Source organism: Paraburkholderia sp. SARCC-3016 (genome assembly GCF_031119615.1).
Taxonomy (GTDB): domain Bacteria; phylum Pseudomonadota; class Gammaproteobacteria; order Burkholderiales; family Burkholderiaceae; genus Paraburkholderia.
This window is the reverse complement of sequence record NZ_JAVHZD010000028.1, coordinates 67,757-89,115: the sequence shown is the minus strand read 5'-3', so window position 1 is coordinate 89,115 and position 21,359 is coordinate 67,757. Positions and strand designations below refer to the sequence as shown.

The window sequence follows — 21,359 nt, the reverse complement described above, 5'->3', positions numbered from 1 at the left end:
AGGCACCGAGCTCAGGCGAGGTGCCTCCCGGCCATGCTTCGATCAGAAGACGTCGATCATCCCCATCGCAGGATCGGTCACCGAGTGACGGCCCGTCTCGATATGCCCGGCGATGCGACGAAAGAAGCTGCTGTCCGTGCTGCTGGTGATCTCGAAGTCATACCAGAAGCCGGTCTGGGAAAGATTCCAGAAGAGCGCGACCGGAAGTGCGCCGATCGTGCTGACCGTCCAGGTATGACCGGAGTCGAAGCGATCATTGTGCGAGAACGGGGCCGGGGCCGGCCATGCGCCGAAACCCGGCACAGGGAATCCACCGAAGCCCGAAGGACCTTGGCCAAAGATCGCGTTCGGCAGACCCGGAAAAGCCTGCAGCGCGCCGTACACCTTGTTGGACTTCACCGTGAACTGTGCGAGGCCGGCGCCTTCGTTGCGCAGCTGCAGGTGCAGGTTGCCCGTCAGGGAACCATATCCCACGCGCACTTCGAGATTGGCGGCTCTGTGCCCCTTCAGCGCGGTGAGGTCGCCCTTGAATTCGCGATGGTAGCCGTTCGGCCCGAGCACCCACAGATCGTACTTGCCAAGGTCCGCGGACGCCGGCAACCACACGTCGTCGAGCGTCTTGCCGGGCTCGACTGCGTAACGCTTCGGCAAGCGGTCCAGGTGCAACTTGTCATAGACGTGGAATACGGCACCTTGCCGCCCGGTATTCGCGAAGAGCAGTTTGACGGTGCCGTCGGTCGCGTCCACATGCGCGCTGGTGTTCAGCTCGTAGGGCAGCGCACGCGACGGGCGGAAGCCGCTCGCCTGCTTCGGCATGGCGCGGCTGGCGTCCGGCACGATCTGGCCGAGCGCCTGCTGCGAGGCACGCAACGCATCGGCGTCCGCCTTGCTTTTCTCGCCCGCGATGGTCGGCAGCGGCTCGTTGTTCGGCGTCGCGAAGTTGAAGGCCGAAGTCAGGTCGCCGTTGATGAGCCGGCGGTACGGCGAGATGTTGCTTTCCTTGATGCCAAAGCGCGCTTCGAGGAAGCGCAGCACCGACGTGTGATCGAACGTCTGCGAATTGACCCAGCCGCCGCGGCTCCACGGCGAGATCACCCACAGCGGCACGCGCGGACCCGGGCCATACGGCTTGCCGTCCGGTCCACTCGGCTGGCTGTCGGGGATCGCGCCTGTGTCGGCGCGTGTCACGTACGGATGCGTGAAGTATTCGACGCCGAGCTCTGCGCTATTGAGCGTGGTCTTTCCGGCGTACGTGCCATCGCCGTTCGGCGACGGCACGGCGGCCGGGGGTACGTGGTCGAAGAAGCCGTCGTTCTCGTCGAAGTTGACGAGCAGGACCGTCTTGCTCCACACCTCGGGCACGGCAGTCAACGCATCGAGAAATTGCTGGACGAACCAGGCGCCCTGCACCGGGCTCGAGGGCCCTGGGTGCTCGGAGTAGACGTCGGTCGGAACGATCCACGAAACTTCCGGCAGACGGCCGTTCTTCACATCGTCGGCAAACGCCTCGACAAAAGTGCCGTTGGTGTTGGGATCGGCATCGGTGGTCGGCATGGTGTTCGCGTAGCCCTTGATCAGCGGCTGCGCGACGGCATCTGCCGGATCGAAGACCGGCTCGGCGGCCTGGCTCAGCGACGTGTTGACCTGGCGCGCCCGCGGCAGCGCCTCGTTGGCCTGACGGTACTGCTTGAAGCCGAGCAGCGCGTTACAGCCGTAGGTGTTCTTGATGTTCTGATACACCTTCCAGGTCACGCCCGCCTCTTCCAGGCGCTCGGCCGTCGTCTTCCAGTCGAAGTAGGCGGACGCCGACGTGGTGACGGAGAAGTCGCCGCTGAAGTTGTTCACGAAGGTCTTGCCGTACGCCGGGCCATTCGTGCCGGTGTAATGGAGAATGCGATTCGGGTGCGTGCCGCCGAGGAACGCGCAGTGATAGTCGTCGCAGAGGGTGAACGCTTCGGCCAGCGCGCGCTGGAACGGGATTTCAGCCGTGTCGAAATAGCCCATCGTCTGGTTCTTCTTGGACACGGGCCAGGCCGCCATGCGGCCACCATCCCACGCGTTCTGTGTGTCGACCCAGCTATGCGGCGTGCCGGCCACACGCTGTGCATTGCCCTTGGTCTCGTCCAGATGGTAAGGCAGATCCACATTGCCGTTGGCATCGATCTGCTGCCACACGTTACGGCCGTCCGGCAGCGGAATCGTGAAGCGATCGCCATAGCCTCGCACACCTTTATAGGTGCCGAAATAATGGTCGAATGCGCGGTTTTCCATCATCAGGATCACGACGTGCTTGACGTCCTTGATCGTGCCGCTCTCGTGATGCGCCGGGATCGCGAGCGCACGACGGATGCTCGGTGGAAATACGCTGAGTGCGGCTGCCGACAGGCCGGCCGTGGCGGTACTCTGGAGAAATTTGCGGCGGGAGTTCACGGTACAGGTGCTCCTTCTTGTCAGGGTGATCTTCGAAACCTTCGATAGCGTTCCCTACAGCCGATGGCCCGGCGAATCCGCACGGCTTGTCACGATCGGTCCGCATGCACCGTTCGCGCTCCCTGCTCGATGTCGCCCGTCACGACGGCTGCCTGCCGAGACCCCGCTCGCGGAAGCTCAAGGATGTTTTTTGCACGCCCGTAACCTGTTGTGCGGTCGATATCAGGATCGGACGACTGACAAATATAGGGATCGACAATGACGATACGGTGTCGATGCTAGAAATCCGTCGTGGGGCAACGATGGTTAGCGGGGCTCACGATTGGCCGTACGTCGTCGATTGTTGCCGTTCGGACAACATGCTGGACGCGTTCGCGATGCTTCTGGCGTCGGCGTCGGCTGACTAAGATTTGTCACGGCGTCGGTCGAGACGCGAGCCGAACGAAGCGCGCGAATTTCGTAGTCGTGCTCGTGAAACCACGCTGCCCGGTGCGGCCTACTCCCACATGACAGGACTATTGAAGATGAACAAAGCAATCCGCAATGTGCAACCGGTTACCACCACGCCTGGCAAGGAAGGGGCCGGAGAACTGGTACCCTCCCGCTACGCCGTGCGTGTCGGTGACGTCGACGTCGTGCTGATCAGCGATGGCATTCTGCCGTTGCCGACCTCGACCATGTCCACGAACGTCAGCGAAGCGGATCGCAACGAGTGGTTCGATGGCCGTTTTCTGCAGCGCGACACGTTCGACTGGGCGCTGAATATTGCGCTCGTGCGAAGCGGCGAGCGTTTGATCCTGATCGACTCGGGCGTGGGCGACGGTTTCGAATACTTCACGCGCGCCGGTCGGTCGGTGATGCGCCTGGAATCGGCTGGCATCGACCTGGCTGCGATCACCGACATCGTCATTACACATATGCACATGGACCATGTCGGCGGCCTGAACGTCGACGGCGTCAAGGCGAGGTTGCGCCCGGACATACGCATTCACGTGTCGCGCGCGGAAGTGGAGTTCTGGAAAAAGCCGGACTTCAGCAAAACGGTGATGCCGGAAACGGTGCCTCCCGCGCTGCGCAAGGCCGCTGCGACGTTCGTGGAACTCTACAGTCAAAACATCGTGCAGTTCGATCGCACCGTGGAAATCGCAGCAGGCGTCTCGGCGCGCGTGACGGGTGGACACACGCCGGGCCACTGCGTGGTGGACGTCGCATCGAAAGGCGAGAAGCTGACGTTCGTGGGCGACGCGATTTTCGAAGTCGGCTTCGACAATCCCAAGTGGCAAAACGGCTTCGAGCACGATCCCGAAAGGGCGGTGGATGTGCGTCTCGCGCTGCTCGACGAAGCCGCCGAAACCGGCGCTCTGCTAGCCGCGGCGCACATTGCGTTCCCGTCCATTGGTCACATTGCAAAGAACGGCGATGGCTTCCGCTTCGTGCCGGTACCGTGGGACTACTGACTAATTTTCGACCTTCTTCCAGCGTCGCATGTCAGGAAACGGCGTCGCACGTTTTCGGTTGCTCTGGAACGGGCCTCTCCACCTCCAGACTCTCCTTTGCCTCGTTGATTCGACCTCGTAGAGGAGAAACCAGCGCGGTCAGTCGATCGAACGCATCGACGGCGCCGGCACAGGCGTCCTCGATCTGCGTTTCATGCTGCACTTCCCCGCCCATCGCCTGCACGAAGTGGCGCCAGCGCGGTCCGGCGGGTATATCGCGCAGCGCGAGATAGTGCAGCGGATGAGGCGCCAACGCCTCGCGCAAGCGTCGATATGGCACCGCGCCGCCGACCTGCGAACCTTCGATCACGTAACCGACGCCCCAGCGATACGCAGCGCTTCGTGTGCCTCGCGGCCACGCGATGGCGGCACCGGCAGCGTCGGTGCACGCCGATGCGGGCGTTGCCGGATCGGCGAGATCCGCGTCGGCAGCCGGTATCTCGAAACGTCAGTTCCGCGCGGCCATCGCTTCCCGTCCCCGAAACTTCGACGGCCCGCATGCCGATCGAAAAATACGTAAGAGCCGTGATTTACAAACGGTCCGCGCCGCTTATTAAAGTAAACTATCCGTTTCGTGAGCAACTGGCGGCCCGCAAGGCCCCGGGCGTCGCGCCGGTGAGGCACGCGCGTCCTGCCAGCCGGTACGAACCTTCCTTTTTACGGATTCAGGCAATGGACAAGACGCTTGCGCGGCTAAGCAGCGACGTTCCCGGACTTGACGAGATTACCGGCGGCGGCCTCATCGCCGGCTCGTCTTACATCGTTCAGGGACGGCCCGGAGCGGGCAAGACGATCCTTGCGAACCAGATCGCGTTCGCGCAGGCGCGGCAGGGATGCAAGGTGCTCTATGTCACGCTGCTCGCCGAGTCTCACGACCGTCTCTTCCAGTCGCTGTCCACGCTCGACTTCTACGACGCCACGCGCGTCGGCAAGGATCTGACCTACATCAGCCTGTTTCGCACGCTGCGCGAAGAAGGCCTTGCCGCGCTGGTCAGCACGCTGCGCGGCGAACTCGCGCGTCAGAATGCGAGCATCCTGATTCTCGACGGGTTGCTCAACGCGCGCGAAAGCGGCCAGAGCAATCTCGACGTCAAGACCTTCGTCGCCGAGCTGCAAGGCCATGCCGCCTTCACCGGCTGCACCGTGCTGTTCCTGACGAGCGCACGCATCGACGAATCGAGCCCCGAACATACGATGGTCGATGGCGTGCTGCAGCTCGAGGAGAATCTCGTTGCGTCGCGCACCGTGCGCCATATCCGCGTCGCCAAATCGCGCGGCAGCCGCTCGCTCGGCGGCCTGCACCTGTTCGAGATCAGCAATCGCGGCATCGACGTCTATCCGCGCCTCGAAGCGGCGCTCGCCAATCCATCGAGCGCCGACCGGGCCAACGCGGCGCGCATCGGCACCGGCATGCACGGCCTCGACGAGCGGCTCGGCGGCGGTATACCGGCCAGTTCGGTGTCGGTGGTGGTCGGGCCCGCCGGCAGCGGAAAAACCACCTTCGGCCTCGGTTTCCTGCGGCTTGCCACGCCGAAGCGCCCCGCGGTTCACTTCGGCTTCTACGAGACGCCTGAGCGCCTGTGCGCCAAGGCACTCGCGCTCGGCATCGACCTGCAGGCACTCGTGGAATCGAAAGCGCTTGCGATGCTATGGCGTCCGCTCACGGAAAACCTGCTCGACAAGCTCGCCTACGATCTGCTCAAGGCGGTGCGCGAGACGAAAGCCGAGCGGCTTTTCATCGATGGGCTCACGGGTTTCGAGCGCGCGACGGTCGAGCCGCACCGTATCGTGGAATTTTTCGCGGCGCTCACCAACGAATTGCGCTCGATGGGCGTGACTACCGTCTGCACGTGGGAGGTCAAGGAGCTGTCCGGCCCGTGGGTGACCAATCCGTCGCCCGAGATTCTGAGCCTGCTCGATAACATCGTCGGCATGCAGCACGTGGTGGTCGACGGCGTTCTGCAACGCAGCGTCACGGTGATGAAGGTGCGGGACAGCCAGTTCGAGTCGTCGGTCGCGCAGGTGGAGTTCGCCGACACCGGCGTCGGTTTGCGGGTAACCGGAATCTTGCCGGTCTCGGGCACGGGCGCGCTGCCTGGCCGCATGCCTGCCGATCAATAAGCGTGGATCGAGCGCATGACAAACCTGGTTGTCGTCGACGATGAGTCGCTGGTCACGGATTTCCTGACCTTCCTGCTGGAAGGCGAGGGATACGCGATCCATGCCGCTTCGAACGGCAAGGAGGCGCTCGACGTCGTCGACCGGGTGCGTCCCGCGCTGGTCGTCACCGACCTCATGATGCCCGTCATGTCAGGCCTGGCATTTGCAAGAGCCCTGCGGGAACGCGCCGCGTTCCGGCAATTGCCCATCATCCTGTGCACGGCCGCACCGGATCCGGTCACGCCACAGGAGGCTCATCTGTTCGCGGCGATACTGCGCAAACCGTACGCGCCGGCCCGGCTCGTCGAGCTGGTCGCACTGCATGCGGCCCGCGCGCCGGATGGCGAGGCCACTCCCGGCGAGCCGGCGTGAGCACGGGCTGCGCGAGCTGCCATTTTGTCCTTGTCGGGCCTGTTCCCGACGAGATCAATGCATCGGCTTCGAGTACTTCATGACGCGCGTACTTCTTGTGGATGACGAACCGGAAATGCTCGAAGCGTGGAGTTTCGCGCTCGAGTTCGCCGGTTACGACGTCGGCCTCGCGCGAAACGGGCATCAGGCGCTCGAGGCGATCGGCACACGGCGGCCCGATCTCGTCATTACCGATCTGATGATGCCCGGCATGGGCGGCGAAGACCTGTGCCGCGCACTGCGCGAATCACGCCAATGGTCCGATATTCCGGTCCTGCTGCACTCGTCGGCACATATCGGCGTGACGACGGCCTCGCCGCGCCTGTGGGACGCCGTGCTCAGGAAGCCGGCGCAAATGGCCGCATTGCTGGCAACGATTGAAAAACTGACCCGAAGGTAAACCGAACCATGCACCTCACTTTGCCGCGCAGGGTCCGACGTAGTCAGCTGGTGCCGTGATGGACCAGCCGATGCGCTTCGCACCGGCCGGCAGCGCCGCGGCGCTGGACCATGCCGCGCTGTTCGAACATCTGAGCGATCCGTATGTGGTGCTCGACAGCGAGCTTGCGATCGTCGCCACCAACGCGGCGTGGCGTGCGCTATTCGCCGTTGCCCATGCGACGGACACCGAGGGCGCCGACGCGCAGGCGGCGCGAACGTCCGGCGTGCCGGAAAGCCGCGCGCCGCTGCGGCACGAGCAACTGATCAGAACGCTTGCCGGCACGATGCGCAGCAACCGCACGCGCCTGTCGCCCGTGTTCCGCATGGACGTTGTCGAAGCATCCGCGCATGCATCGGCACGGCCACGCTACTGGCAAATGCATGCATCGTTTATTCCCGCCACGTCGAGCGCGCCCGCGCTGATCGCACTGCGCGTCGACGACGTCACCGCGCGCAATCTTGCCGTCGACGATGAGCGGCGCGAGAAGGCACGCGTTCGTTCTCACGCGCCGCTGCGGCAAACTCTTCATCGCGAAACCGAAGAGCGGCTCGACGATCGCGTGAGCCACTTCGAACAGGCGTGCGCGTTCGCGGGCCTCGGCACCTGGCAGATCGACGCGGCCACGGGCGCCTTCGAGTGCAGCGAGCAGTGCTTGCAGGACCTGAACGCCGGCGAACCCGGCGACCTTGTAAAAGAGCAGTTGCTCGGCGATAGCACGGAACACGTGTCTGCCCACTGGGCCGCGCTCGAAAGCGGCCAGGCGTTCGAGTTCGAGCGCTGCGTGACGCCTTCTGACGCGTACCGTTCGGGTCAACGCTGGGTGCTCGTGCGCGGGATGGGCCGATTCAACGCGGATGGCACGTTGCGCTACGTGATGGGCTTTACGCTGAACATCACGTCGCGCAAACAGCACGAATTGCAGTTGGGCGCGCTTGCCGACGCCGAACGGGCAGCGCGCGAGCGCAGCGAGGCACTGGCGCGCACCATGGACCAATTTATCGCGGCCGTGAGCCATGAACTGCGCTCGCCGCTCAACGCAATCGTTTCCTGGGCCGAACTGCTCGGGCTCGTTGCCGATCCGGCGCACGCGTCTCGCGCAGGAGAGGCGATCCGCCGCAACGGCAGACAGCTTTCGTTGATGGTGGACGATCTGCTCGACAGCGGCGCGATTGCGACGGGCAAACTGTCGGTGAATCTGCAGCCCGTCGATCTCGGCGTGCTGGCCGCCGTCATCGTGCAAGACATGCGCAAGCCGGCGGAGCACAAAGGTATCGAGTTGCGCGCCTCGGCTATTTCGCCGTGCATCGTGATGGCCGACGAAAGCCGCATGAAGCAGGTGGTCTGGAACATTTTGACCAATGCTGTCAAGTTTACCGATAGCGGCAGCGTCGAGGTATCGGTGTCCGAGGCCGACGGCTACGCGCAGATGAGCGTGCGCGATACTGGCCGCGGTATTGCCGCGGACGCGCTGCCGCTCGTGTTCGAGCGTTTCCAGCAGATCGCGCCGCGCGAGAGCGGCCGCGTCGGCGGACTCGGGCTCGGACTTTGGCTCGCGAGGCATATCGTCGGCTTGCATGGCGGCACGATCGCCGTCGCGAGCGACGGCCCCGATCGCGGCGCCTGTTTTACCGTGCGGCTGCCGCTTGCATCCGGTTCCGGCGATCGTGACGGAGCGGTCGACTGACGCGACAGAAGGTGAAATGTTTGCGGTCGGCGACAACAGGTCCGAAATTCCGCCACGCGTCACACTGCCGGTATCCGTTCAATTCGACGTTATCAGTGTGAATAGCAATTCACACATGTCATTGTGAACAAATGTGAACTACGACCTTAAATCCGAAAGATTGCAAAACGGATATTCATAAATCGGTTCAACGTCACCATCGAAATGCACGCTGGCTAATATTCAAAAAATAGCTTACTTGTATCGCATAAGTAAAGCATGTCTGGATGAGCGCGCGAGACAGCAGCCGGATCTCGACGGCGCGGCACGCCCGTGCCTACAACACGTCGCATGCGGCAATGAAAAATATCTTGAAATAGATCGAAATAAAGTCTTAATTGTATTTTCAATTCGTCTCCGGAGAAATTTCACTCGAATTAGGTAACGGATAGTTCCAACGCCGGATCGCGGCAAGCGCGACGACGAGCATCGCACGCTTATTCGCAATGGATGTCGTCTCATGTGGTTACGTCTTTCCGAAGCCGTCTTACTCGAAAGGAGAAACGCCAGTGTGCACACATATGCTTTTCCATGCGCCCGTCCACCCGGGCCAGGATGCCCAGTTTCATGTCAGCGCCCGCGTGATGGAGCTACCCGGATTTTCGGGGTTCACACTCTATAAAGTGCCGAAAGGGCAAGCATTTCCGCTGGTTCCTCACGCCGTGAAAAATGCCGCCAGGTGGGTCAATGCCTACGGCTTTGTGGGCATTGCACCGCCCCGCCCTGAGTTTGATCTGTTTCCGATCTTCTGCGACGGTCTCAATGAACAAGGCCTGTCCTGCGCGGCACTGTGGATGCCGGGCGCCGGGTATCCGCAGCCCGGCAACGGTGAGAACGTCTTTTTCGGCGAGTTTGTCGCGTGGGTGCTCGGTAACTTCAAACGCGTCAAGGATCTGGAAAGAACGCTCCGTTCGGGTGAAGTCGGCGTTTATGGTCCTGCGTCCGGCGAAAAGATGTACATACCTCTGCATTTCATCGCGGCGGACAACACCGGAGAGGCCGTGGTCGTCGAATGCATGAACGGCGTCATGAACGTGTACGGTGAAGAGTACGAGTTGCAGAATCGAGGCGGGTTGGGTGCGACCGCGGCCGGGGTGTTGACGAACGCGCCGAGCTACGACTGGCAGCGTACCAATATCACCTACTACGGCAACTACACGGCTATCGGAGCGGACACGAGCCGAACCCAGACGTATCCGCCCACATGCATCGGTCTTGTCGGTCTGCCTGGCGATCCTTCGTCGCCCTCGCGATTCGTGCGCGCCGCGTTCATGCAGCACACCTTCAGTCAGCTCGCGAGGAATGGCGATGGCTGGCTGCCGGCGCCGCAGCGATCCGGCGCCCCCGTGTTCGGCGAGAAGCCGTATTCGTCACCGGTGCAGACCGTCGTGAACGTCGCGTTGCAGACAGTACAACTCGTTATGGGTACGCCGTACGGTTCCTTGCTTACCGCCTCGAAGGAGGATCAGGTGAATCAACCATTGTCCGATCACTCACCGCAGGTCGGTGACTGGAGCTATTGGACCGTGGTCCGTGACCACACGAACAACACCTACTACTACACGAGCGCTTTCAACAATCTTTTGCAACGCATCGAGTTGCCGGCACTGACGTTCGATGATGACGTGCAAATGCCACATTTCCCGTCTATCTCCATCATTCCACCGGCGCGGAACGATTGGTTTCAAGACGCAAGCGAGTCCTTTAAGAAGGCTTAAGCAGATCGACAGTTCGTCGGTCTTTTTGTGTAAGGCCGGGTCCGCGGCCAGCGCAATGCTGGCCGTCGGTAACGACGAACTGATCTGGAGCGCGTCCGGTTCTTTGAAATCCGCTCGCCTCACCGGCAGGCTGCGATGCTGCCGCGCCCGATGCCTCACACCCGAAGCAGCCACGCCCGAGTGATGTCCGTTTGAGTCCGACGAAGGCTAGCCGAGCGCGGGCTGCTGCCATCTTTCCGCGCGTCCGTCCGACCGCACTTCGACCGATCGCGCCTTTGAAATCACATAAGTGATTAAGCTTGGTTGCCACGAGAGGATCAACCGACGTAATTTCTGCGAGGACATTCACCAACTGAGAGAAGCATTCAACTGTATGGGAAGCGTTTGATGAGCCAATACCGTTCCTGTTTGCCACTGCTCGATCCTGATCGGCTATTTCTCGCGTCCGGTGGCCTCGAGACGTCGCTGGTCTTTCATGAAGGCATCGATCTGCCGCACTTCGCGTCGTTCACTCTTCTGAAAGACGACGCGGGCACCGTACTGATCGAACAACATTTCGATCGTCTTGGCGCCCTTGCCCGTGATCGCGAGACCGGTTTGATGCTGAGCACGCCAACGTGGCGGGCGAATCGCGATTGGGGACGAAAGCTCGGCTACTCGGAGCGCGCGCTGGACGAAGCGAACCGGCTCGCGGTCGATCTGCTGCTCAGGCAACGCGCAAAGTGGCAGACGCCAAAGACGCCAGTCGTCATCAGCGGAACCATCGGGCCTCGGGGCGACGGATATCAGGCCGATATGCGCATGAGCGTGGATGCCGCACGCGATTACCATCGGACCCAGATCGAAACGTTCGCCGCAACGCAAGCCGATCTGGCGGGAGGCAACACCTTGACCTATATCGACGAAGCGATCGGCATGGCGCTCGCGGCGCGCGCATGCGCGATGCCGATCTTTTTGTCGTTCACCGTCGAAACCGATGGGCGTCTGCCGTCCGGGGAGACGCTGCGAGACGCAATCGAACGCACCGATGCGGAAACCGGCAGCTACGCGTCATTCTTCATGATCAATTGCGCACACCCCACACATTTCAAATCGACTTTGCAGGCGGGCGGCGACTGGGTCCAGCGCATTCGCGGCTTGCGCGCGAATGCATCGCGCCGCAGTCACGCCGAACTGAATGAAGCCCTCAAACTGGACGACGGCGATCCGATCGACCTCGGCGAGCAATATAAGGAACTCGACGGGTTTTTCCAGCGACCCATGTCGATCGTCGGCGGTTGCTGCGGGACCGATGTGCGTCACGTCGAGCAGATTTGCCGGGCAATTCAGCGCATGGGCCACGCTTGAATCCGAACTCAGCGCATGAAATAGGGAAGCACGAGCACGTATACGGCGGACGCGGCGAGCTGCACGATCGTGACAGGCAATCCGTAGCGGAGAAATCGGGAAAATGTAACGGGCTTGCCTTCGCGCGCGCAGATTCCCGCTGTCACGATATTTGCCGAAGAGCCGACAAGTGTGGCATTACCGCCGAGCGTCGCGCCGAACATCATGCCGATGAACACGGGAAGCGTGCTCGCAGGCCACGATGAGAACTGGTCCGAAAGCGCGATATCGGGCACAACCTCTGCCACGACCAGGTAGCCCTTTACCGTGATAATCGATGCCGCGGCAACGGGAACATTAGCAAGCAGCGACGAAAGCGCGCCAATCCCGAAGACCATCGCCAGCGCAACGAGAGACAACCGGGCACCGAAAAGCTCGTGGAGCCGCACCGACATGATTTGAAGCAGACCCGTTTTCACCATCGCCTGGACCACGCAAAAAATGCAGGCGAGGAAAAGCAGCGTTTTCCAGTCGACATCGCGCAGCACGCTCTCTGTCGGCTCGATTTTGGCCATGTACCCGACGAGCAGCGCCAGCGCGCTCGCGATAAGTGCAACCGCGGGCGGCATGATGCGAGTAGGCAGGTTTTCGCCGAACACGAACAGCACCATCATCGCCGCCAGTACGGCGAGCGAAAGAGCGGCGTACACAGGCCTCGTGAGGCGAGCACGGCGCCCGGAAGCGGGCAAGGTCCTCCGAACGCGCCAGATGTCCCGCATCAGAAAAGGCAGCAACGGCGGCACTACGACCAGCGCAAGGAGTGCTCCGGCGCTTACGTGCTTCAGATACTCCACGAACGTCATGCCGATCGAACTGCCGACGAGGAATGTGGCCGGATCGCCAACCAGCGTCAGCAGCCCGGCCGCATTGCTAATCATCGCGCTCAGTATCAATGGCGAAACGATGTCCACCTCGAGCGCTGTCGCAACGCGAATGACGATGGGTGCCAGAAGAATCACCGTCGTAGCGTTCGGCAGGAACGCGCACAGCGGCGCCACGATGGCAATCAGAATCAGCAGGAAGCGTCTACCGCTGCCGCCGGTCGCCCGTAAGTAAAGATCGCCTATGAGATCGAAAAGACCGGTCGTCGACAGAATCCGCGCGACCACCATGCCTCCGAACAGCAGACTGATCGGGCCGGCCGCCGTTCGCGCCGCCGCGGCGAGATCCTGCTCGTCGAGGATGTCGAGCGCAATGAGCGCGCACATGCCGACGAGCGCCGCTACCGCCATGTCGACCACATTGAATGCGATCGCAAGAATGACGGCTGAAAATACTCCTACGACCAGATAGACCTGTATTTCGCTCATGCCATGCCCCGCACGATTCAACGAAGGGGAGGCGCATACATCAGGCCGCCGCGGGTCCACAAACCGTTCATCCCGCGCTCGAGACCGAGAGGACTGTTAGCGCCGACGTTCCGATCGAATAGTTCTCCGTAGTTGCCCGCACTCTGCAGCGCCCGCAACGTCCATCCCGGCTCGACGCCTATCGCCCGCGTAACCGTATCGTCCGGTACGAGTGCCTGTTCAATGGTTGGATCGCGTAGCCGTGTCTGCAGGTTTTCGCGCGTTACATCCAGTTCTTCGGCTGCGATCAACGTCAGAAGCACCCACCGCACGAGGGTTAGCCATGCATCGTCGTTGCCTCGCACCGCAGGCCCAAGCGGCTCCTTCGAGATCCGCTCAGGGAGAATCGTAAAGGCTGCCGCCCCGCCCGGTGCGTGCAGGCGAAGTGCATGGAGGTAAGACGCGTCAGCCGTATACGCGGTGCACCGGCCGCTTAGAAACGCATCGCTTGCGTCGTCCGCGGACTCCATCACGAGCGGTGTCATACGCAGATCGAGCGCTGTCGAATAAACGATCAGATGGTTCATGGTGGACGTGTCTTTCTGTACGCAGACCGTGGCCCCCTTGAGCGACGTAGCCGACCGTAGTCCGCTGTTTGCCGGGACCATGAACGCCTGGCTGTCGTAGAAGATGACGCCCGCGAACTGAACCTCGAGGGCCGCCTCCCGAAGCAATGTCCAGGACGTATTGCGCGAGAGCACGTCGATCTCGCCCGTCACGAGCGTCGGAAACCGCGCCGACGTCCTGAGGGAAACGAACTCGACCTTGCGCGCGTCGCCAAGCGCGGCGGCCGCCAATGCGCGGCAGAAATCGACGTCGATGCCGGTCCATTGTCCGGCGGCATTCCGGGAAGAGAAACCTTCGATTCCCTCGCTCACGCCGCAGCGCAGGACACCGCGTGCGCGCACACTGATCAGCGTTTTTCCGTCCGTCGGTTGCGCGGCCGGAGCAAGGCCTGTCAACGTGAGCAATGCGACGAGCAGCACCACGCCGAGGAGTTCCGTTTTTTCCGTCATGACTTCGGTCCCTCTTCGAGCAGCGTGTCAAACGTATGAGCACCTTTCCTGACGGTTCAGCCCGGCCGCTAGCGTCCAAGAACGGCAAGCGCTTCGCGCATTGGCGAGAGCGATACCGTCACCATTCCATCGAGCGGCGTATTCATTTCCAGTATCAGGAAGATCGCAACGGACGTGGATAATGCGCCCAGAAACAATGCGATGATGACCGTCGCATTCGCGGGAGTGAACAGGCCGAACGCGCCGAAGATGATGCATAGCCACAGCACGAGGGCGATCAATAGCGCCGCGGGGGTCGAGCCCGCCGCCTGGAGCAGGCCGAGCTCGCGCACGGCTAGCACATCGTCGGCCATCTCGATCGCGCGTGCCTGCAACCGCCGCTGGACGTCGTTCTGTGGAGAGAGACTCTCGATCTGGCGCACGAGAGATTCCACGCGCGCAATGGCGTCTGGACTGTGCAGATTTTCCAGCTGCGCCGCGTTGCGCGAGGCCACCTGCCGCACTGCCGCGGCGACTGCCTGCTTCAACCCGCCGCGGATCCCCTGTGTCTGCGGTCCGTAACGTGCAAGTACGCGATCGAGCAGAATCACGCTGGCGGCGTCGCGGATCACGCTGGCGTTCACCATGTCGAATGAGTTCTTCGCCGACGAAATGAGCAGGCCCAGCACCAGCGCAGCCATGGTGGCGATCAGGCCGGTGGCCAGCTTGACGACGCCAATCGGGTCTTCGCCAAGATGGTTCTTCGGCAGCAATGTGCGCAAACGCAAACCCAACAGCGCACTGCAGAAGACACCGGCGAAAATGATCAGGGCTATGCTCAGATGGCGCATTGTTCAGTTCTCCATCGCGACGAGTCAGCGGCGCATCGAATAACGCGTCTCACGCGATTACGGTGTTGCACATGTCGTCGCCATGCATCTTTGCCCCGGTGCGCGCCCATGCTCGCGTGCGCGCAAGGCGCCGCTCAGGGTGCGCTGACCACGCGATAGTAAACGCCGTTCGCACCATAAGAGGGCTTGAACCAGGTATTGCCACACAAGTAGTAGGTGCCGCCCTGCACGGTTGGCGCGACGCAACCGGCGGGCAGCGTCGCGTAAATCGCGCCCATCGCATAGCTGGCGCTGACGGGCGCAGGAGCGGTCGTGGCGGCGGTCGCGCCCGCCGTGTAACCGGTGTTATAGGCATTTGCCGTGGCTGCTTGCGCGTTGGCCGATGCGATCGTTGCACCAGCCACCGCACCAACCGCCGCACCAGCGGCAGCGGCTCCGGCAGCAGACCAGCCACCACAGTTGTAGCAGCCGGATCCATAGACATTTACCGTCGTCGGCGGATGATAGGCGGTGTATGTCGCTCCGTAATACGTGCTGTGGTAAGCGGTCGATCCCGATACACTCGTGTAAGTGGTGTAACCCGATCCTGTGGCATGCGTCGCCGTGGCGCCATACGCGTTGGTGGCGGTCGTACCCTGACCATACGTATGCGTCGCCGTGGCGCCGTACGAGTTGCTGTAAGTGGTCTGCCCGGACCCAGCGGTATGCGTGGCTGTACCGCCGACGGCATTCGTGGCCGTGGTGCCCTGGCCATACGTGTGAGTCGCACTGCCGCCGTATCTATTGCTGTACGTCGTCTGACCGGAACCTTCCGTGTGGGTGGCCCTATCGCCATAGCGATTCGTTGCGCTCGTGCCTTGCCCATAGGTGTGAGTTTCGCTGCCGCCCATCGCGTTGGTGCGGGTCGTCGATCCCGAACCGGCTGCATGAGAAGTCATTCCACCGGCGGCGTTCTCGCGTGACCAGCCGCCCGCGTGTTCCCAGGCGGGAGCGGAGCCGGAAGCGAACGTGAGAATCAGGAGAGCGGCGACGTGGCTCGCATCTGTCTTCATGATGGGCTTCCTCATTGAGGTCGTGAGCGCGGGGGCTTCAGCGGCGGTTGCATAGCGTGCGCCCCGGCAGCATCGGGTCGCTCGAAAGCAATGCGTGCCGCGCCGGCCGTGCCGGCGGGCGCGAAGGCCTCCGCTGATACGGGCGGGTCCAGCACCCAGTCCGACAGGGCGAGCACGTGGCGCAGCCGGGCGGGGTCGTTCAGATAGACGGCGTAAATACGACGCGGAAGTTTGTCCTGCGTGCCGATCCAGACCTGAACGAACACATCGCCGCTCACATACGCGACCATGTCCGTCGTCGTGTCTCCAACCACGCTCGACTGGCCGATGAGAACGCGACCTTTAGCCCGTCTGCGATGTCCTTGTACGGGTCCGCGACGATCACATCGGTGAACGGGAAATAAACGGCGCCGATATCGTAGGCTTTCTGAAGCGCCGCTTCGAGCGTGGGTGGTGCGTCGGCAACCGCGATCAGCTTCTGCGCGGGGTCGACGGCCGTGATGGTCTTGCCGTCGTAGTAGAACTCCGAGCGGGGCCCGTCGCCGAGCGTGACCACCCGGAGTTTGTCGGGCCGTTGCATCGCCACTTCCGACCTTGTCGAGTAAATCAGCGGAGGCCCGAGTCGGCTAGGGCTCTCGTATGAGGCGGTCGCGGTGAAAGTCATCGACCTCGCTGCGGCGAGGCGCTCGCTTGCCGACTTGAGAATGTCGACCGCGCGTGATTCGATGCCCGGCTGATAGTCGAGCAACACGGGCGTCTGTGTGCTTGCGGCGCGAGTCTTCGAACTCGCGCGCGCAGAAGGCGCCTGCTGCGCAACACCGTTCGCGCTGATGCACGCAGCCAGCGCGAGCGACACCAACCAACAGGTTCGTCCGGAAGGGATCATGGCGGCCTCGTTGAGTAAACCTTGTGTTGACGTATGGCGAGGCATTCACGGAATCATGCCGCACTCGAACATCTTGTTCACGACCGGCGCCGCAACCCTGTTAATGAACTCCGCGCGCATCTCCGGATCGCTGCGCATCGCCTGAATCACTTTCTGTTCACCCGGCGACGGCGCCAGCCCTTTTTTGGCTGCGCGCTCCTGCCACAACTGCTCGCAACTCGACTGCTGATATTTTTGGACCACGCGGCCCGCCGCAGCATCGAGCATCGGGTATTGCTGCGCATTGACGATGTTCGCGAAAAGCAAAGCAGCTGTTATTGCAGACTTGATGATGTGCTTACTCATGATGTGTCCTCGTTCGATAACACGGCAGGTGTCGAAACAAAGTCCCACTTCATCGACTCAGCGCTTGTTGCCGCGCATGGTACTTAAGTTATGCTGACGGCCTGCAAGCCGCTTGACGTATTGCATGCGCGAGAACGGAAAAACGCCCTGCGGCGAAGGAATCCGGCGGGTGGACGATTCGCTCGGGGTTAACGCCTTCATGACGATGCGGTCTCCGCGTGTACGGCGAGCCTGTCGATCAGTGCGTCGGCAAGAATCTCGTCGCCGATCACTACCGCGGCCGCGCCGGCGTTTTCAAGCAGGGTCTTTCTCAGATCGTTTTCGCCGGGCGCGACGATCGGCAGCGACCGGTTCTCGGCATTTACCAGCAGCGTAACAGCCAGATTCGCGTCGCTATCGGGGGTCGTCACGACCAGCGCCTTTGCACTGTCCAGCCGTGCGCGCCGAAGGGCGTCGTCGAATGTCTCCGGCGCGCTCAGGATGACCATATGACCATTTTCGGCTGCCAGATCGGCAAGCGCGGAATCGCCGACGAGAACCAATACCGTTTCGCCTGCTCGCTTTAGCTTCGTTGCAGTGCGCTGCCCGAGCGAGCGATACCCTACGACGACGACATGGTTCGCGAGGCTTTCGAATTTGCGCTCCATTGCGCGGTTCTCCCTGTACACCATCACATCGTCTCCGGACAGGATGCCAGTCAGTCTGGATATCGCGTATGCCGCGACCAGCATCGTCACGAACATCGCCGCGAGCATGAATATCTTCTGGCGCTCGTCGAAGTCGGAAAAATCGCCGAGTGTCGTGGTCAGATTAACCGCGTCCCACATGGCCGTGAAAAGGCGCTTGCCGAAAGGCGCGTTCGAATCGTCCAGCAATACGAGCCCGGCGGTGGATACGGCGAGCGACAGGAAAAGCAGGGCAACGGCGTGACGCGCCCGTCGCCGCCATTCGCGCACTCGAACCGCGCCGAGGCGCGGTTCGTTCACACGATAGATCCACATAGACCCTACCGTCCGTTTCGCATGTAATCGCTGATGCCGCCGATGCCCGATCGCTCCTCTGCAGTCACAGAGGCTTGACGTACTGGGAAACCGTCTTCGAAACCGAGTCGCACCATTCGTCCATGATTGGCTTGACCGATTCGAATGTGATGACCGGCTGATTCGATGCGACCCGTTGCAAGCGTTCGCCGGTATGCGTGCGTACCACCTTCGCCAGCACATCCCCGGAAACGCTGTCCGTGCCCAACGCCTCGACAAGAAGCTTCGCCTGCTGCGGCGCGCCGGCGACCGTATCGACCGCCATCGTCGCGACGAAAGCCATGGGCAAAATCTGATATGGCTTCAATCCTTCCGCCGAACTGGCTACGCCGGTAATCGCGACCTGAAGCTTGACCACGCCTGGGGCGGGCGCATTGACGACCCGCACTCTCGACCCTATGGACTGCCTGAGGCAAGTGGTGGCATAGCTGCGCACCTGATCGATCGTCGCCTGCGTCAGCTGTTCCGTCGGCTCGGCTTTCGGGTACATCGAGACGGGTTCGACTATTACGGCACTGTAGTTTGTCGGATTCAGCTTCGGGCTCGCATATCGCAGGAAAGTCTGGCCATTCGGGTCCGTGGTTTGCTGCAGATTTGAATAGTCGCCCAGGAAGCCCGAATACTCCGATTGAGTCGGCGTGTTGTTGGTACTGGCACAACCAGCTATTAACATCGCTGCCATCGCAATCGAAGCCGCGCCTGAAAAATTAGTCGTTAGCATCGTTACACCCTTCGCTTAACAGTCCGTGGGGATTGTGCTCTGCGCTTACATGCACAACCGTTCAAGGCGTCACATTTATCTGGTGCCGCGATTCGCTTGTTGTGTGAACCTTGTATGAAAGGCTAGTGCGAACGGTGTCTATCAGATTGACCTGCATCAAGTGCAGGCATTTGGGCCGATCAAGGTGTAACACGCAAGCAGGTTTGCATGATGCGGGCTCATTGCCCGTTTGTAATCGATGATTAAATAGTTCGGAATGCGACGCTATAAGAGTTGCGATTCCGCTATCCCTCTCAAGCATCCGCAGGATGGAGGGTGAACAATGAAGAGCATGAGATGGGCAACGGCGGCGATGCCCGTATTGCTATGCGCAGGCGGTTGTATAGGCATGAATAATGGCGGCATCTATAGCTTGAACCCCACGCCAATAAGTCAAATAAGCCAGAACCACGAATCCGGCGTGCCGCTCACGATCGTCGTTGATTATGTAGCTATTCCTGAAGTGGTCGATCGGCCGGAATTTGTACTCCGCATCAACCCTTTGCAGGTTAGAGTTGTCGAAAATGCGCGGTGGAGCGAGCCGCTAAAAACGCAGATTGCGTCGGTTCTGACGGTGGACCTGAAGCGCATGCTTCGCGTTTCGCCTGGCGTCAAGCCGCACACTCATGATGTGCCGACATTCCGCATCGCAATCAATGTGCAGACCTTCGACCTCAGACTCGGCGAAGGCGCGGTGCTGTCTGTCGGCTGGTCAATACTGACGCCCGATTCGAAGCGGGTGCTTAATGGAAGATCGATCGTGCTGCAACGCGTCGGTCGCGAGAGCCTCGATGGGCTCGTCGATGCGCAGAGCCGTGCGCTCGCTGCGGTCAGCGTCGACATGGCGGAAGCGATCATGTCGGCCCTGCAGAAGAAATCGCACGCGCCCGGAAGAATCTACGACGTCAAAGCGAACCAGCCGTTACCAGGTGCAAACATGGACGCCACCGCCTGTTCGAAGACAGGAACTTAAATCCACTGATCATTCTGCACGGTACGTTCGCTGGTTGCGTTGTCCCCGGTGTTCACCACACCGCGCGGCTCGATAAGCAGCACTTTCACTTCGGCATGCGCGCTCGGCTTATGCTCGATGCCTTTCGGCACGACGGCCATCTGACCGGCACGCAAAACAATCGAGCCGTCGCCCGACGGTCCACCGCGAAAGTCAATCCTCAGTTCGCCGTCCAGCACGATAAAGGTCTCATCCGTATCACCGTGTTTGTGCCAGACGAATTCACCTTCGATCTTGACGACCTTGAACTGATAGTCGTTCATTTCCGCGACCACGCGCGGCTGCCAATGGCCCTCGATCAAGGCAATCTTGCCGAGAAGGTCGATTGCCTCGCATTGGCCGCGCATAGCGGGAGCCTTGATGAGGGAATGCGTTGGTGCGGACATCGTTTTCTCCGTTCACTGTGGATGTCCGTTGAGAATACGTGGTCACGAGGAACGCGTATTGAACGATCTTGGGTGAAGGTTCAAACACGAGGCACGTTGCCAACGATCTGGAGCCAGCGTCCCGGCGTGAGACCGAAGGTCTTGAGAAAATGACGCGTCATGTGGCTTTGATCTGCGAAGCCTGCGTCTGCGGCGGCGGTCGCGAGCGAGACGCCGGAGAGCAGCATGCGCCGTACTTCGTCGAGCCTGCGCATCGTGAGGTAGCGATACGGACTTGTGCCGTAGAACGTGCGGAAATCATGCGAGAGACTCCACCGATCGCGGCCCGTGGCTGCTTCCACTTCTTCGAGCGTGACCACGCGCGTATGGTTTGCATGCAGGTACTCGCGCGCACGGCGTGCTGCGGAGTAATCGCCTTTCCCTCGCTCGCCCGGCATGCCCGCCACCGCGGCGAGCGCGCGCGCAAGCTCGGCCAGCGCGTCGCTCTGCTCAAGTGGCTCGAACTGGTGATCGACGCGCTGCAACAGGGTTTCGGTAGCCGCTGCGATGCGCGGATCCGTTGTCACGCCGCCCTCGACGAACGGCAACGCGCGACCCGCCAACGCGTCCTGAAAAAGCGCAGGCTGCACGTAAATCATGCGGTAGCGGAAGCCTTCTCCCGTACCCGCCTGACCGTCATGCGCTTCGTCGGGGTGCAGAACGATGATATTTCCGGGCAGGCTGTCGCGCCGGCCGCGCCTATAGCTGAAGCTTTGTACTCCTGCGAGCGTGCGCCCGATCGCGTACGTATCGTGGCGATGCAACGCATAAGCTTTGCCGTGAAACCAGGCTTCGATGCGCTCGATGCCCTCGGTCGGCTCGGCGCGCATCACCCAGTCCTGGCGAGCGGATGCAGCTTTTCGGAACATGGCGAGTCG

20 protein-coding genes and 1 pseudogene are annotated in these 21,359 nt (G+C 61.6%); 8 read left to right on the top strand and 13 right to left on the bottom strand.

All coding sequences use genetic code 11. From position 1 onward, the window contains the following. Window positions 1-42: 42 nt before the first annotated feature. Window positions 43-2,430, bottom strand: coding sequence for a phosphocholine-specific phospholipase C (locus QYH69_RS25875; RefSeq protein WP_308834577.1), 2,388 nt, complete (start codon window positions 2,428-2,430; stop codon window positions 43-45). Window positions 2,431-2,954: 524 nt separating this feature from the next. Between QYH69_RS25875 and QYH69_RS25870 the strand changes: the two genes are divergently transcribed. Beyond that, window positions 2,955-3,887 carry an MBL fold metallo-hydrolase gene (locus tag QYH69_RS25870; protein WP_308834576.1) on the top strand — a complete coding sequence of 311 codons (933 nt, stop codon included), beginning with the start codon at window positions 2,955-2,957 and terminating at the stop codon, window positions 3,885-3,887. Window positions 3,888-3,918: 31 nt separating this feature from the next. Here the strand turns inward: QYH69_RS25870 and QYH69_RS25865 are convergent, their stop codons facing one another. Then, entirely contained in the window at window positions 3,919-4,236 is a 318-nt protein-coding gene (locus tag QYH69_RS25865; RefSeq protein WP_308834575.1) for a hypothetical protein, read from the bottom strand. A 362-nt stretch (window positions 4,237-4,598) separates the two neighbouring features. On the opposite strand from QYH69_RS25865, the gene QYH69_RS25860 reads away from it, so the two are divergent. The 6 genes from QYH69_RS25860 to QYH69_RS25835 all read left to right on the top strand — a co-directional run bounded on the left by QYH69_RS25860 (window position 4,599) and on the right by QYH69_RS25835 (window position 11,727). After that, window positions 4,599-6,047 carry an ATPase domain-containing protein gene (locus QYH69_RS25860; RefSeq protein ID WP_308834574.1) on the top strand — a complete coding sequence of 483 codons (1,449 nt, stop codon included), beginning with the start codon at window positions 4,599-4,601 and terminating at the stop codon, window positions 6,045-6,047. A gap of 15 nt (window positions 6,048-6,062) precedes the next feature. Further along, window positions 6,063-6,458 carry a response regulator gene (locus QYH69_RS25855; RefSeq protein WP_308834573.1) on the top strand — a complete coding sequence of 132 codons (396 nt, stop codon included), beginning with the start codon at window positions 6,063-6,065 and terminating at the stop codon, window positions 6,456-6,458. 79 nt (window positions 6,459-6,537) lie between these two features. Then, complete coding sequence (locus QYH69_RS25850; protein WP_308834572.1) at window positions 6,538-6,897, top strand: response regulator; 360 nt, start codon at window positions 6,538-6,540, stop codon at window positions 6,895-6,897. A gap of 58 nt (window positions 6,898-6,955) precedes the next feature. Next, window positions 6,956-8,623 (top strand): ATP-binding protein, encoded by a 1,668-nt coding sequence (locus tag QYH69_RS25845; RefSeq protein ID WP_308834571.1) that lies wholly within the window; start codon window positions 6,956-6,958, stop codon window positions 8,621-8,623. Between the two features lie 548 nt (window positions 8,624-9,171). Next, a complete protein-coding gene (locus QYH69_RS25840) occupies window positions 9,172-10,380 on the top strand; it encodes a linear amide C-N hydrolase (RefSeq protein WP_308834570.1) in 1,209 nt (402 codons plus the stop codon). Window positions 10,381-10,767: 387 nt separating this feature from the next. Beyond that, window positions 10,768-11,727, top strand: a complete 960-nt coding sequence (locus QYH69_RS25835) for a homocysteine S-methyltransferase family protein (protein WP_308834569.1) — start codon at window positions 10,768-10,770, stop codon at window positions 11,725-11,727. Window positions 11,728-11,735: 8 nt separating this feature from the next. On the opposite strand, the gene QYH69_RS25830 is transcribed toward QYH69_RS25835, so the two are convergent. From QYH69_RS25830 to QYH69_RS25790, 9 genes and pseudogenes are all read right to left on the bottom strand, one after another. Further along, on the bottom strand, window positions 11,736-13,076 hold the full coding sequence (locus QYH69_RS25830; RefSeq protein WP_308834568.1) for an SLC13 family permease: 1,341 nt from the start codon (window positions 13,074-13,076) through the stop codon (window positions 11,736-11,738). A gap of 17 nt (window positions 13,077-13,093) precedes the next feature. Continuing rightward, window positions 13,094-14,131: an amino acid ABC transporter substrate-binding protein gene (locus tag QYH69_RS25825; RefSeq protein WP_308834567.1), complete on the bottom strand. Its 1,038-nt coding sequence runs from the start codon at window positions 14,129-14,131 to the stop codon at window positions 13,094-13,096. A gap of 68 nt (window positions 14,132-14,199) precedes the next feature. Further along, on the bottom strand, window positions 14,200-14,961 hold the full coding sequence (locus tag QYH69_RS25820; protein ID WP_308834566.1) for a hypothetical protein: 762 nt from the start codon (window positions 14,959-14,961) through the stop codon (window positions 14,200-14,202). Between the two features lie 134 nt (window positions 14,962-15,095). Beyond that, window positions 15,096-16,013: a hypothetical protein gene (locus tag QYH69_RS25815; protein WP_308834565.1), complete on the bottom strand. Its 918-nt coding sequence runs from the start codon at window positions 16,011-16,013 to the stop codon at window positions 15,096-15,098. 11 nt (window positions 16,014-16,024) lie between these two features. Continuing rightward, window positions 16,025-16,677 (bottom strand): annotated as a pseudogene (locus QYH69_RS25810) (DUF2092 domain-containing protein). Window positions 16,678-16,944: 267 nt separating this feature from the next. Then, window positions 16,945-17,292 (bottom strand): hypothetical protein, encoded by a 348-nt coding sequence (locus QYH69_RS25805; protein ID WP_308834564.1) that lies wholly within the window; start codon window positions 17,290-17,292, stop codon window positions 16,945-16,947. 9 nt (window positions 17,293-17,301) lie between these two features. Next, window positions 17,302-17,445 carry a hypothetical protein gene (locus QYH69_RS25800; RefSeq protein ID WP_308834563.1) on the bottom strand — a complete coding sequence of 48 codons (144 nt, stop codon included), beginning with the start codon at window positions 17,443-17,445 and terminating at the stop codon, window positions 17,302-17,304. Beyond that, window positions 17,442-18,245: an NAD-binding protein gene (locus QYH69_RS25795; RefSeq protein ID WP_308834562.1), complete on the bottom strand. Its 804-nt coding sequence runs from the start codon at window positions 18,243-18,245 to the stop codon at window positions 17,442-17,444. Before QYH69_RS25795 ends, QYH69_RS25800 begins: the two co-directional genes overlap by 4 nt. A gap of 64 nt (window positions 18,246-18,309) precedes the next feature. Further along, complete coding sequence (locus QYH69_RS25790) at window positions 18,310-19,005, bottom strand: DUF3313 domain-containing protein (protein WP_308834561.1); 696 nt, start codon at window positions 19,003-19,005, stop codon at window positions 18,310-18,312. A 322-nt stretch (window positions 19,006-19,327) separates the two neighbouring features. Between QYH69_RS25790 and QYH69_RS25785 the strand changes: the two genes are divergently transcribed. After that, window positions 19,328-20,017 carry a PqiC family protein gene (locus tag QYH69_RS25785; RefSeq protein WP_308834560.1) on the top strand — a complete coding sequence of 230 codons (690 nt, stop codon included), beginning with the start codon at window positions 19,328-19,330 and terminating at the stop codon, window positions 20,015-20,017. On the opposite strand, the gene QYH69_RS25780 is transcribed toward QYH69_RS25785, so the two are convergent. Both QYH69_RS25780 and QYH69_RS25775 read right to left on the bottom strand, forming a co-directional pair. Continuing rightward, window positions 20,014-20,442 carry a cupin domain-containing protein gene (locus QYH69_RS25780; RefSeq protein ID WP_308834559.1) on the bottom strand — a complete coding sequence of 143 codons (429 nt, stop codon included), beginning with the start codon at window positions 20,440-20,442 and terminating at the stop codon, window positions 20,014-20,016. The genes QYH69_RS25785 and QYH69_RS25780 overlap by 4 nt on opposite strands. An 80-nt stretch (window positions 20,443-20,522) precedes the next feature. Next, window positions 20,523-21,350 (bottom strand): AraC family transcriptional regulator, encoded by an 828-nt coding sequence (locus QYH69_RS25775; protein WP_308834558.1) that lies wholly within the window; start codon window positions 21,348-21,350, stop codon window positions 20,523-20,525. Between the last annotated feature and the right edge of the window lie 9 nt (window positions 21,351-21,359).